Source organism: Lonsdalea quercina subsp. quercina, assembly GCF_000688655.1.
Classification (GTDB): Bacteria; Pseudomonadota; Gammaproteobacteria; order Enterobacterales; family Enterobacteriaceae; genus Lonsdalea; species Lonsdalea quercina.
In genome coordinates, this window is sequence record NZ_JIBO01000006.1 from 96937 (window position 1) to 109907 (window position 12971).

At 53.7% G+C, this 12971-nt stretch carries 13 protein-coding genes; 4 read left to right on the top strand and 9 right to left on the bottom strand.

Features of this window, described 5'->3' with window-relative positions:
* Window positions 1–22: 22 nt before the first annotated feature.
* Both cspE and rlmA read left to right on the top strand, forming a co-directional pair.
* The gene (gene cspE / locus RZ35_RS05550; protein WP_005968829.1) at window positions 23–232 is read left to right on the top strand and encodes a transcription antiterminator/RNA stability regulator CspE; all 210 of its coding nucleotides are present in this window, start codon (window positions 23–25) and stop codon (window positions 230–232) included.
* An 87-nt stretch (window positions 233–319) separates the two neighbouring features.
* The gene (gene rlmA, locus RZ35_RS05555; RefSeq protein WP_026742403.1) at window positions 320–1138 is read left to right on the top strand and encodes a 23S rRNA (guanine(745)-N(1))-methyltransferase; all 819 of its coding nucleotides are present in this window, start codon (window positions 320–322) and stop codon (window positions 1136–1138) included.
* A 47-nt stretch (window positions 1139–1185) separates the two neighbouring features.
* Here the strand turns inward: rlmA and mntP are convergent, their stop codons facing one another.
* The 5 genes from mntP to manX all read right to left on the bottom strand — a co-directional run bounded on the left by mntP (window position 1186) and on the right by manX (window position 5342).
* Window positions 1186–1764 carry a manganese efflux pump MntP gene (mntP, locus tag RZ35_RS05560; protein WP_026742404.1) on the bottom strand — a complete coding sequence of 193 codons (579 nt, stop codon included), beginning with the start codon at window positions 1762–1764 and terminating at the stop codon, window positions 1186–1188.
* A 382-nt stretch (window positions 1765–2146) separates the two neighbouring features.
* Entirely contained in the window at window positions 2147–2605 is a 459-nt protein-coding gene (locus RZ35_RS05565; RefSeq protein WP_026742405.1) for a DUF986 family protein, read from the bottom strand.
* A gap of 51 nt (window positions 2606–2656) precedes the next feature.
* Window positions 2657–3499, bottom strand: a complete 843-nt coding sequence (locus RZ35_RS05570; protein ID WP_026739369.1) for a PTS mannose transporter subunit IID — start codon at window positions 3497–3499, stop codon at window positions 2657–2659.
* 13 nt (window positions 3500–3512) lie between these two features.
* A complete protein-coding gene (locus RZ35_RS05575; RefSeq protein ID WP_026742406.1) occupies window positions 3513–4313 on the bottom strand; it encodes a PTS mannose/fructose/sorbose transporter subunit IIC in 801 nt (266 codons plus the stop codon).
* Window positions 4314–4379: 66 nt separating this feature from the next.
* Complete coding sequence (gene manX / locus RZ35_RS05580) at window positions 4380–5342, bottom strand: PTS mannose transporter subunit IIAB (protein WP_026742407.1); 963 nt, start codon at window positions 5340–5342, stop codon at window positions 4380–4382.
* Window positions 5343–5933: 591 nt separating this feature from the next.
* Between manX and RZ35_RS05585 the strand changes: the two genes are divergently transcribed.
* Window positions 5934–7493 carry a TerC family protein gene (locus RZ35_RS05585; RefSeq protein WP_026742408.1) on the top strand — a complete coding sequence of 520 codons (1560 nt, stop codon included), beginning with the start codon at window positions 5934–5936 and terminating at the stop codon, window positions 7491–7493.
* A 56-nt stretch (window positions 7494–7549) separates the two neighbouring features.
* Here RZ35_RS05585 and RZ35_RS05590 read toward each other — a convergent pair whose 3' ends face one another.
* The 3 genes from RZ35_RS05590 to pabB all read right to left on the bottom strand — a co-directional run bounded on the left by RZ35_RS05590 (window position 7550) and on the right by pabB (window position 11252).
* Complete coding sequence (locus RZ35_RS05590; RefSeq protein ID WP_026742409.1) at window positions 7550–8911, bottom strand: L-serine ammonia-lyase; 1362 nt, start codon at window positions 8909–8911, stop codon at window positions 7550–7552.
* Window positions 8912–9246: 335 nt separating this feature from the next.
* Window positions 9247–9861, bottom strand: coding sequence for a CoA pyrophosphatase (locus RZ35_RS05595; protein WP_235195090.1), 615 nt, complete (start codon window positions 9859–9861; stop codon window positions 9247–9249).
* A gap of 23 nt (window positions 9862–9884) precedes the next feature.
* The gene (gene pabB, locus RZ35_RS05600; protein ID WP_026742411.1) at window positions 9885–11252 is read right to left on the bottom strand and encodes an aminodeoxychorismate synthase component 1; all 1368 of its coding nucleotides are present in this window, start codon (window positions 11250–11252) and stop codon (window positions 9885–9887) included.
* 149 nt (window positions 11253–11401) lie between these two features.
* Between pabB and RZ35_RS05605 the strand changes: the two genes are divergently transcribed.
* Window positions 11402–11599, top strand: a complete 198-nt coding sequence (locus RZ35_RS05605; protein WP_026739376.1) for a YoaH family protein — start codon at window positions 11402–11404, stop codon at window positions 11597–11599.
* 139 nt (window positions 11600–11738) lie between these two features.
* On the opposite strand, the gene RZ35_RS05610 is transcribed toward RZ35_RS05605, so the two are convergent.
* Entirely contained in the window at window positions 11739–12734 is a 996-nt protein-coding gene (locus tag RZ35_RS05610) for a hypothetical protein (RefSeq protein WP_026742412.1), read from the bottom strand.
* Window positions 12735–12971 lie beyond the last annotated feature (237 nt).

Here is a 12971-nt window from a genome sequence, read left to right on the forward strand (position 1 = left end):
AACGTTTAAAGGAAATATTGAAATGGCAAAGATTAAAGGTCAGGTTAAGTGGTTCAACGAGTCTAAAGGTTTTGGCTTCATTACTCCGGCTGACGGCAGCAAAGATGTATTCGTACATTTCTCTGCAATTCAGGGTAATGGCTTCAAAACTCTGGCTGAAGGCCAGAACGTTGAGTTTGAAATTCAGGATGGCCAGAAAGGTCCTTCAGCAGTAAACGTCACTGCACTGTAATTTACACATTCTGCGTAATAAAACCCGCCTTGATGCGGGTTTTTTGTTTTTGTCGTCAGCCGAACTATGCAACAAAAAGGTAACAAGATGTCGTCTGCGCTTTACCAATGCCCCCTGTGCCATCAGCCCCTTCAACCCGAACCCTCCCGCTGGACCTGCGGACAACACCATTTCGATCGCGCGAAAGAAGGGTACGTCAATCTGCTCCCAGTGCAGTTCAAGCGCTCAAAACAGCCCGGAGACAATGCGGAAATGATGCAGGCCCGTCGCGCATTTCTGGATGCGGGCCATTATTTGCCTCTACGCGATCATCTGTGCGCGGCGCTAAAAAGCCAATTGACGGAGCAGGCTGAGGCGGTATTGGATATTGGCTGTGGCGAAGGGTATTACACGGATGCATTGTCATCATGCCTGGCGGATGACGGCGTACAGGTTTGTGGTTTAGATGTCTCTAAAGTGGCGATCCAACGCGCCGCACGCCGGTATCATCGTGTGGATTTTTGCGTTGCATCTAGCCAGCGTCTACCGTTCAACGCGCACTCATTGGATGCGGTATTGAAGATTTACGCTCCTTGTAACGATCAAGAGCTGGAGCGCGTTGTGAAGCCGGACGGTCTGGTGATGACGGTTTCTCCCGGTCCGCGACATTTATATCAGTTGAAAGAGCGCATTTATCGAGAGGTAAAACTGCATCCAATAAAGGAAGAAACGCTGGTGGGATTTAAGCTGGAAGACACGAAGACGCTTAGCTACATCCTGTCTCTAACAGGCGAGGAAGCGGCGGCGCTATTGCAAATGACGCCTTTTGCATGGAAGGCGTCACCGGAGGTGATGGCGTCATTGACGGCTGAATCACTGTTTGAATGTGAAACGGATTTTCTGATTCGAACGCACCGCAAGCTGTAATCGTGATAAATAGGGCGGCGAAAGAAAGGCTCGCTTCGTCGACCTGATCATCCGGCCAGGCTGGATAGATGGCTGTGCAGAATATTACACCCGATACCAATGAGCACTACGCCGCCCATGATCTCCGCTTTCTTACCGAGCAGCGGACCGACGTAACGTCCAATCATCATACCGAAGGTGACCATAATCATGGTGGCGCATCCAATTACCATCGCTGTGTGAACAATATTGACCTGCAGGAAAGCGAGTCCCACCCCTATCGCCATCGCGTCAAGACTGGTGGCGATAGCGGTGCAAACTAACGTAAATAGACCGTGTTTGCGGAGTTTACCGTTATGGGCGGAGGTTTCTTCACCCTTGAATCCTTCGACGATCATACGTGTGCCGAGGATTAACAGCAGGCTGAAAGCGACCCAGTGGTCCCATTCAATAATGAAGCGACTGGCGTAGAAGCCGAGGCCCCAACCGATTAATGGCGTGATGGCTTCGATGAGACCGAAAATGAGTCCTGTGCGGATGGCATCGCTAAAGCGAGGCTTGTGTAAGGCGGCGCCTTTACCAATTGAAGCGGCGAAAGCATCCATGGACATGCCAAAGGCAAGAATTAGAGTTGCAGATAGATTCATTGTAAATAGCCTCGGCGGGGCGTTTCTCCATATCACACGATCTATCCCCCCAACCAGATAATAGATCGCGTGCATATGGTCTCNCCTGCCTGTCTGGCCGTTCGCACCACGTTTTTAAGAAAAACGAGCATGTTGACACGAACATTCCTGATAAGAAACTCAGGAATTAGCTACTCCCCAAATGACCGCGCAACCTTAACATATTATTTCTGGGCTAAACAACAATAAATATATTGAGGAAAACAAATGCAACTGATAATTATTTTCACCTTTGACATCTGTGAAACATACCCGAAATGACAGTATAATTCGCATGGATAAAAAACGGAGAAGATAACGCTGATTATCCTTTGCCATCATATGGGGATGACTAAGTTTCAATTTATTGATTTTCAATCATAAAATTGTAGATTCTTTCCAGATCATCTAATTCACGGACGCTGATTTTTAATGCTTTTTTTTCCAAGGAAATAATTAGAACGCCGTCTTCGGATAAATTGATATTTTTTATTCTCGCATAAGGAATATAAATGTTTTCATAAAAGAAACCCTGTTGTTTAAATAGTAGTTTGGGGTGTCTGATAAAGAAAAGATAAATAACCATCAGTAACAGGGAGAACAGTAATATCGTGGTAATTATTGTGCCCAAACCTGTAATGTTTTTATAAATTAAAATACCAATCAACCCGATATAAATTACCGCATCCAAATGACTGTGACGACGTAATAATATCCGCAGGCGTGTTGGCCCCTTGCGACGGTCCATTAGAAATTCATCATAAACGGCATAGATGAGGGTGAGGGCGATACAGAGGATGATAACGATATCGGTGAAAGTCATGGCAACTCCATGAATGGACCGGGGACAGCAACTATCCCCGGCAGGAGAGCGTTACAGCCCCAGTAGGCCAATCCAGTAACCGAAGATGCCGATGGCGAAGAAGCCCATGATAAGCCAAAGCGCATTCACCTTGCGGCGAAGCAGCCACATACAGCCGAAGGTCAGCAGCAGCGGCACCAGCCCTGGCATGAGCTGATCGAGGATGGATTGCACGGTAGTGACCGTGGTGTGACCATCCTGACCGGTAACGCGTGACACTACCATGGGGATATTGACGTGGGTCCATTTGTTAACCAGCGCCCCCATGACGAACAGACCAAGGATTGACGCCCCCTCCGTCATTTTTTGCAGGAAACCGCCACCCATATCGCTGACGATGTCCGCGCCTTTACGGTAGCCATAGGCGACGCCGTAATAGCGCACGAGCAGACGTACCAGATTAAAGAGCACGAAGAACAGGATCGGGCCGAGCAGGCTTCCCGTCATGGCTATCCCGGCGCCGAGCGCGGCGAATACCGGGCGGGCGGTTCCCCAAAAGATCGGGTCTCCGACGCCAGCCAGTGGTCCCATCAATCCGACTTTAAGGCCGTTGATGGCGCCGTCGTCGATGGGCGCGCCATTAGCCCGCTGTTCTTCCATCGCCATTGTCACGCCCAGAATTGGAGCGGCGACAAAGGGATGGGTATTGAAAAATTCCAGATGGCGCTTGATCGCCTGTTTGCGTTCTTCCGAATTTTCCGGATACAGACGGCGGATGACAGGTACCATCGAGAAACAAAAGCCGAGCGCCTGCATACGTTCGAAGTTCCACGATCCCTGGAACAGGTTAGAGCGAATAAACACGCCTCGTACGTCGCTGGCAGTGAGTTTTTTTACTTGGGTTGAATCGGTCATGATTTCACTCCTGTTAATCCAGTTCGTTGTCGAGATCGTTGTTGCCCTGAGCGGGAGCCGCCGCACCTTGAGCCTTGTTGTATTTCGGGCTGACCTGGATATACAGCACGGCCATGACAACGCCAATCACACCCAGTGCGACCAGGTTGAAGTTGGTGAAGGCCGCGGNGACGAAGCCGAGATAGAAGAACGGCATCAGATAGCCGGCGCGCATCATATTGATGACCATTGCATACCCAACAACGACAATCATACCGCCCGCGATATTCAGACCGTTGGTGACAACGTCCGGTATAGAGGAAAGCAGGGTGTGCACCACTTCGGTCCCGACGGAAATAGCGACGAGAACGGCCGGGATAGCGATACGCATGGCTTGCAACAGCAGCGCGGAGATATGGAGCCAGCTGATCGCCGACAGATTGCCGCGCTCAGCCGCACTGTCCGCCGCATGCTGGAAAGCCACCGTGATGGTGCGAACGATGATGGTCAGCACCTGACCCGCCGCCGCCAGTGGGATAGCCAGTGCGATCCCCGCGCCGACGCTCTGTCCGCCCGCGATGACCAGGATCGTGGAAATAATGGACGCCAACGCGGCATCGGGCGCCACGGCGGCCCCGATATTCATCCACCCCAAGGCGATCATTTCCAATGTCCCGCCGATAATAATACCGGTTTTAATATCGCCGAGAACAAAACCAATCAAGGTACAGGCCACCAGAGGGCGGTGGAACTGGAACTCATCAAGAATGGACCCCATCCCCGATATACAAGCTACGATAAATATCAGCACAATCTGAAGCGTGGTGATCTCCATTGTACTTCTCCTGTATGAATAGCATTCTGAGTCTTTAAAGGGTTACGCATCACTATTTTTGGTGTATTAGCGAGCCGCCTTGTTAATTAAATCCATCATGTTGATTTTGCTATCGCTTGAAACTTTACGGACCTCTAACTCGATACCGCGATCGGCCAGTTTACGAAATGCCTCAATATCTTTTTCATCTATGGACACGGCGTTATTGACCTGTATTTTCCCTTGTCGGTAGGCCATGCCGCCTATATTGACTGATGGCAAATCCACACCGGCTTCAACCAGCGTTTCGACATCGGTAGGATTGGTGAACAGCAGCATGACGCGGTCGCCAGCATATTTGGGGTTGTTGTAAACACGAATGGCCTTCGCAACGTCTACCACATGCGCGCTGACCCCGGGAGGCGCGACCTGAGTCAACAATGTCTTGCGCACGTTGTCCGCTGCGACTTCATTGCTCACGACAATAATGCGGTTGACGCCGGTTTCTTTGGTCCAACGGGTTGCTACTTGTCCATGGATTAACCGGTCATCAATACGTGCCAGACCGATTTCCATGTGACCGCCGGAGCCAGGCAGGTCGGCGGCAGCGGGCTTGGCGGCAGGCTGTGCCACGGAGACCGCTGGGGTTGCATTAGCTGTTTTGAGCGCTTTGACACCAGCGCTGCCTGCCTCAAGAGCGATAGCCACCAAATCGGCAAAGTCCGGATCGTCGTCACGCGCCATAAAAGTCTCAACCAGCATGGGGATGTTGGCCCCGGTGATCACTTCATGGTTTTCTTTGCCTGTCACCAGGCGACTGGCTGCATTGAAAGGACTGCCCCCCCAGGTATCCACTAGGATGAGGACGCCTTGAGTCGTGTCCAACTCGCTGAGTTTAGCCTCGTATTTTTCCAACAATGTTTCAGCATTTTCGCCGGGAACAAAATCAACCCAACTGACGTTGTCTTGTTTTCCCAAGATCATTTCAGCCGTATTGAGTAGTGGCCCGGCAGTGGCACCGTGAGTGCATAAGATCATTGCGATACTCACTTGCTACCTCCTCATTTGACACCTTCTTAAGGTGCGTTGTGTACAGGGAGGACGGGGACGCATCTTTTGAAAAGGTTTCCCGTCTTGTTGACAATAGTTTGCTCAATGTTTTTACGAATCCGCGTCGTGAATAAGCGGAGCTGCTTGGGATGAACTGTGAATCGATTCAAGCCGTTCAGAAATGTCTTACCAAGCCGTGACTTATTTTATGTTGCGAAAAAATAAATAGTGTGACGCCGCTCCCCAATCTTTGGGGGCAAAATGTGATCTGTCATACGAATCCTGAAAAGTGTGCTTTTGTTATCAATATTGGCGAAGAAAGTACGCCTATAGAAAATCTTTGTTAAAACCAGAAACAACCTGCTAGAGTTAACATTCTTTCAATTAAAGAGGAGTTACAGGCGGACGCCTTTCCTATGGACTGTCATCGACGATTCATTTCTATTACACCGGCTGCGGCGGGTGATTGCTACTTCTTAAATGGCCATTCCGACCCACATCAGCCCCAAGCCGATCGTGCACACACTTCAACCTTATTCAAAAACGCTGTGGCATTAATGTCATTAGTTCGTTCATTTTTCGGAGTCTGACATGGAATTTTTGCTAGATCCTTCAATCTGGGCAGGCTTACTGACGTTGGTGGTACTCGAAATTGTTCTGGGCATCGACAACCTGGTGTTCATCGCCATTCTGGCGGACAAACTTCCGCCAAAACAGCGTGACAAGGCTCGAGTCATCGGCCTGTCGCTCGCACTGTTGATGCGTCTGGGACTGCTCTCCTTGATTTCCTGGATGGTGACGCTGACGCGTCCGCTGTTTCACGTCGGCGACTTCAGCTTCGCTGGTCGAGACCTGATTCTGCTCGCCGGGGGGATATTCCTTCTCTTCAAGGCGACCATGGAACTGCATGAGCGGTTGGAAAACCGTCCGCATGATCCCAACGCCAGTCGCGAACATGCTAATTTCTGGGCGGTCGTGATTCAGATCGTCATTCTGGATGCGGTTTTCTCTCTGGATGCGGTGATTACCGCCGTCGGGATGGTCAACCACCTGGGGATCATGATGACCGCGGTGGTCATCGCGATGGGCGTGATGCTGCTGGCCTCGAAACCGCTGACGCGATTCGTGAACGAACACCCTACGGTGGTGGTGCTGTGCCTTAGCTTTCTGTTGATGATTGGGCTTAGCCTGGTTGCCGAAGGTTTTGGTTTCCATATTCCCAAGGGATACCTCTATGCCGCGATTGGTTTCTCCATCGTCATCGAACTGTTCAACCAGATTGCGCGTCATAACTTCGCGAAGCATCAGTCGCATCGTCCCATGCGCGAGCGTACCGCCGAAGCGATTTTGCGCCTGATGGGCGCGCGTGCCACAACCCACGAACAAAATGATCAGGAAGAGCCTCAGCAGCGGATCGAAGAGACATTCGCCGAGGAAGAACGCTATATGATCAGCGGCGTCCTGACCCTGGCCTCGCGTTCATTACGTAGCGTCATGACGCCGCGGACGGAAATTTCCTGGGTGGACAGCGAGCGTTCCACTGAGGAGATCCGCCTTCAGCTGCTGGATACCCCGCATAGCCTTTTCCCGGTCTGCCGCGGGGAATTGGATGAGCTGGTGGGCGTCGTGCGCGCGAAAGATCTGCTGGTGGCGCTGGAAGAAGGGCAGGATGTGGAAAAATTTGCCGCTGTGACATCGCCTATCGTGGTGCCGGAAACGTTGGACGTCATCAACCTGCTACCGGTTCTGCGCCGTGCGAAAGGCAGTCTGGTTATGGTGACCAACGAGTTTGGCGTCGTACAGGGGCTGGTGACGCCGCTGGACGTGCTGGAAGCGATTGCCGGTGAATTCCCCGACGAGGATGAAACGCCGGAGATTGTTGCCGACGCCACAGGCTGGCTGGTGAAAGGCGGGACCGACCTGCACTCGCTACAGCAGGCGTTGGACATGCAAGATCTGGTAGACCCGAAAGAGGATTACACCTCGCTCGCCGGACTGCTGCTGGCTCACAGCAATGAGTTCCCGCATGTAGGAGAAGTGCTGGAGTTTAGCCGCCTGAGATTTACCATTATGGCGGCCAGCGAATACCGCATCGAACTGGTGCGTATCGAACGCATTGTCGACCAGCCGGATCACGACGAAGAAGCGTAATTGGTTTTACCCTCGGCTGTGCGCATTCGCGCACAGCCTTTTCAATTCAGCGCCGCCTAATCACACTGCACTTTGATGGCCAACCCGCCGCGCGACGTTTCCCGGTATTTCGCATTCATATCTTTACCGGTTTCATACATCGTTTCGATCACTTTATCTAATGACACCCGAGGTTCGGAGGTGCGCCGTAATGCCATGCGCGATGCGTTAATCGCCTTGACGGCCGCAATCGCATTGCGTTCGATACACGGCACTTGAACCTGACCGGCGACGGGATCGCAGGTCAGCCCCAGATTGTGTTCCATCCCAATTTCCGCTGCGACGCAGACCTGTTCGGGGCTGCCGCCCAGCAGTTCGGTCAGACCGGCGGCGGCCATCGAACACGCGACGCCGACTTCGCCCTGACAGCCAACTTCGGCTCCCGAAATGGAGGCGTTCATTTTGTACAAAATGCCGATAGCGCCTGTCGTCATGAAATAGGGCAGGAAAACCGGCGGGCCGACGGGTTCGATGAAGCGATCGTAGTAGGCCAGCACGGCGGGAACGATACCGCAGGCCCCGTTGGTCGGCGCCGTGACGACGCGACCGCCTGCCGCATTTTCTTCATTGACGGCCAGAGCGAACATATTGACCCAGTCGACCACGGTCATGGGATCATGAGTCAAGGCATCGGACGACATCAACATGCGTCGCAGTGCGGCAGCGCGGCGAGGAACGCGCAATGGTCCGGGAAGTACGCCTTCGGTATTAAGACCGCGGTCGATGCACTGGCTCATCGCGCGCCAGACATGCGTAAAATAGTCCTCGATCTCGTCCTGCGGCCGGATGGCCCGCTCATTGCGCAACATCAAGGCAGAGATGGACAGACCGTTCGCTTTACACTGAGCGAGCAACTGCTGCGCCGAGTGATAAGGATAGGGCACGTCCACGGGGGATAATACGGGCTGGCCGAAGTGGGCCTCGTCGACGATAAAGCCGCCGCCGATAGAATAATAGGTCTGGCGGTAAATCAGCGCCGCGCCCGCGTATGCGCTCAGCGTCATACCGTTTTCGTGCAGCGGCAGGTTTTCCGAATGAAAAGTCAGTCCGTCGGCCTGGGAAAACGTCACGTCATGATGCCCGTTCAAAGGCAAGCGCTGGTGGAGAGCGACATCCTGAATAAACGTGGGAATAGCATCGATGTCCACGGTATCCGGCTGATTGCCGGCGAGACCCAAGATGATTGCGATATCCGTGTGGTGACCTTTGCCGGTGAGCGCCAGCGAGCCGTAAACATCGACTTTCACACTATCGGTCTTGGCGAGAAGGCCGGCCTGCTCCAATTCATCGACGAACTGTTTACCGGCCTTCATTGGGCCGATGGTATGAGAACTGGAAGGCCCGATACCGATCTTGTACATATCGAAAACGCTGATCACGCAGCACTCCTTTGAACGTCCGTCGAACGCCTTTGTTAGGCGGCTAAATATTGGCGCTATTGTAGTGGGATTACGGGGGGCGGAGGCGTCTTTTCGCATGAAATAAACTTATTGCACCAGGCTATGAAGACCATAAAAATCTAATGTCGGACAGGGGATGTCGGCAATCAGCATAGGGGAAACAAGCAGACACGATGAGATGCAGCGATAACGTCAAGCGGGGCTAAAACGATACGGCTCGCCGTTGAATGAGTGTGGTTGTCGCTGCCACGAAGGTCAACGCTCGGCGTGTTGGTGATTGGGGGCTGTGCGAAATAACGGCCGTGATTGCATGATTAAGAGTCTGCGACCTGCAATGCCAACTGACGAATAATCGTCGCGGTCAGCCCCCAGACCCACTGATGCTGATAGCTGCGCAGATAAACGCGATGCTGACGATTCTCGCGTTCGAATTCCAGCGAATGATAGCGGTGCAGGGCAAAAGCTTCTCGTAGCGGCATTTCGAACACGGCGGCCACCTCGTCCGCCTGCGCCTTCAGTGTCAGGTCCGGGGGCAGCAGGCCGATGACCGGGGTGACCTGAAAGCCGCTCACGCTGTCCTGTGAGGGCAGCGTGCCTAACACCTGCACACGGGACGAGGGGATCGCCACCTCTTCATACGCTTCCCTCAGCGCAGTGGCGATCAGTGAGCGGTCTTCCGGGTCGGCCGCGCCGCCGGGAAAGGCCACCTGACCCGCGTGTGTGCGGAGATTCGCGGCGCGTCGGGTTAACAGCAACGTGGGTTCGCGACGACGAATAATCGGCACCAGCACGGCGGCCTGCCGTAGAAAGCGGCTGGACGGCGTCGCTTCCGGCGCTTGCAGTTGGAAACGGGTGACGAACTGGGCCAAGTCGAAAGGGACTACGCTTTCCGCCTCCGTGGCACGATTTTGTGTGATGAAATGAGTCACGCCAGCTCCTCGTCGAATCGCTATCAAGAGTGAGACATCAGCACCGGCAGAATACGTCCGACCTTATCGAACGTTTCCTGATATTCCGCCGGCTCCTCGCTGTCGGCGACGATCCCGCCGCCGGCCCAGCAGTAGATCGAACCTCGGTCGGTGACGAGTGTACGGATGGTGATATTGGTATCCATAGTGCCGCAGATGCTCAGGTAGCCGATGCTGCCGCAATAAGCGGTCCTGCGCTGTGGCTCCAGCTCTTCGATAATCTCCATCGCCCGGACTTTTGGCGCGCCGGTGATGGAGCCGCCGGGGAAACAGGCGCGCAGCAGATCGGCCGCGTGCAATTCAGCGGGCAGCTGCGCCTCTATGGTGCTCACCAGATGGTGTACCGCCGGAAATGCTTCAACCACAAACAGCTCCGGTACGCGGACGCTGCCGGGCGAAGCCACGCGGCCGATATCGTTGCGCAGCAGGTCGACGATCATCAGATTCTCAGCCCGATCTTTGGCCGAGGCGGCCAGACGTTCCGCTTGCCTGACATCATCTGCGGCATCGGGAAGACGGGGCAGCGTGCCTTTAATCGGGCGGGTCTGAATATGATGGTCGTTCAGCCATAAGAAGCGCTCGGGCGACACGCTGATGACCGTATTATGCGGCAGCTGGATAAAGGCCGAAAAAGGCGCGCGATTGCTGGCGGAAAGACGCAGGAATGCCTGCCATTCGCTGCCTTCATAACGAGCTTGAAAGCGTTGCGCCAGATTGACCTGATAGCAGTCGCCGGCGCGAAGATAATCCTGAACCTGACGAAATTTGGCGCCGTACTCTTCACGCGACATGCTCGCCTGCCAGTGGGAGGTCAACGTGAAGGGGGCGATGGACGTCGAAGCGCTCTGCGCTTTCAGCCATGCCAGCCGCGGCGCCGGGTCGCCCTGCGTGATCAACGTCAGCCGGCGCTGATGATGGTCGGCAATCAGCGCCCAGTCATACAGACCTACGGCCATGTCGGGGATATCAATATCCTGCGCAGCCCGCGTCGGCAGCCGTTCCACGCGTCGGCCCAGATCGTAGCCGAACAGCCCCAGCGCGCCGCCCTGGAACGGCAAATCCGGCGTGGGCGTAGCGGTCAGGCCTAATTGTTCAAGCTGGTGCTGTAACAGCTGAAAGGGATCAGCGGGCGAAACCTGAACCTTGTCGCCCTCGGCTATTTCCGTGGTGTCGCCGCGGGTTTGTAGCGTGACTTTGGGATCGGCGACCAGAATATCGAACCGATTATGCGTGTGTTCAGCGGTGCCGGAGTGCAGCAGCATCGCCCAGGGCTGTTCAGCGAGCGGGGCGAACTGGGTTAACAAAGCGTCCGGTTGATAGGGCAGAGCATGGTAGACTAACGACATTGGCATATAGGTTTCGAGCGATCTCATACGGGTATTGACCGGAAGTATACCGGTCGCGTGGACATGAAGGCACCTCAACATGCAAGCGTACCACACTCGTGAGCCGTGCGACGCCTATGATGCCGGGATGACCCCGCCAGATTCAGGAGAGAGAAATGTTTGCAGGTATTCCGTCGCTCACGCATGAACAGCAGCAGCAGGCCGTAGAAGAAATCCATCGATTGATCTCGGAAGGGCTCAGCAGCGGCGAAGCTATCGCCCGTGTCGCGGAGGCGCTTCGTCAGGGACATCAGGGAGAGCGTGTTGTCGCGCGCTTTGAGGATGACGAGGACGACGAAACGCGGCAGGAATAGCCGCTGGCAGCGTCGAGATGTGTCCTGTGATGCTGGATATTTTGCTCGTTGGCTCCCCGTTGGCTTATGGCGCTGACGGGGAGTGATCCTTGTGCTTTCCTGCTCGGTAATTGACCCCTTTGATGTTGTGGTCGGCACGTCAGGATGTGTATTGCCCTAGAGAGTAGAGCGTACAGCGCTCAATGATATTCGGTCTGATACCGAGAACGCCTGCGCCACGGAGGCGATAGGCACTTCCCTCCGTCAAGTTAATCAAGCTGATGACCTTATGCGTTTGGCTCGGTAGCCGCTGAGCCAAAATGGATTGCTTTTCTTTGTTTTCATAAAGACAACGAACATGGTCGTTGATGGCCATAAACGGCGGCGCGCAAGTCAAATGCACGGGGGTGTGTACGGAAGAATCACTCCGATTCCAGCACATGATCAGAGAGCGATTGCTACAGGTAAAGAAGAAGGCTTTGTAGTGGACTTCATCCTCTCCTTTCCTTGCACTCCATGACATGTCTTGTACGTGATTCACATTGCCTTCCAGCAGAAGATCGCTGTCTTTTGCCTGACTACGCCACTGCTCATCGAGTGCTTTGACGATGAAATGAGTCTCGTTAGTCGGGGGGGAAGTAAAAAAACGCCTGTCCTGGCTTTTCACTCGGGCGAGATATTTCAACGACAGGATGTTAAACGGATGATAAAAAGCGAACAGGTTGGAAAGACTGACTGACGCCCCTATCGCCGCAAATATGCCGACCATCGCTACGGTGGTGGCAAGGACGGGGTAAGTATGAATAAAAATGCAAAACGCGATGGCGGCAAGCAACGTTAACAATGACGACACGATGCTTTGAATCAGTATCGGCCCCGCTTTCTGAGACGCGTTTTCAGGTTCGAGTATCAAACCATTGTCATCGGCTATCCAGTGTATCCAGTAACTCCCGTCAGCGAGTTGATGGGCGCAAAAATACCAGTTGCCCGTCGTGGATAAGCGTTCAAATTGTTCGGGGTGTTTATAGTTTACTTTGTGGGTGTAAAAGACGTTGCCTTGGTAAATGACGCGCAGATAATCGCCGAACCGATCCCCGTTGGGGGTGAATGAGGTACTGGGGATCGTAAAAGTATAAAGCTGGTTCAAAATGAACATCCCTGATCTATAAATAGTTTGCGTCGCAATTTTATCTGTTCGCGCCCAAAGATAAAATCTCGGTCTGGCACTTACCTTCTGGCCTGATCACTCTGCGTCGCCCAGCGGCACGCCTATCACGCCGTCCAACTCATCCTCTTTACGCGTCTCCAAAAACGGCTATTGGGCATATTAAGGTGGAGGCCGGGGGGCGAGCTTGGCATAATCCTCCCACTCGCATCGGCGCCGCCGGTGCCG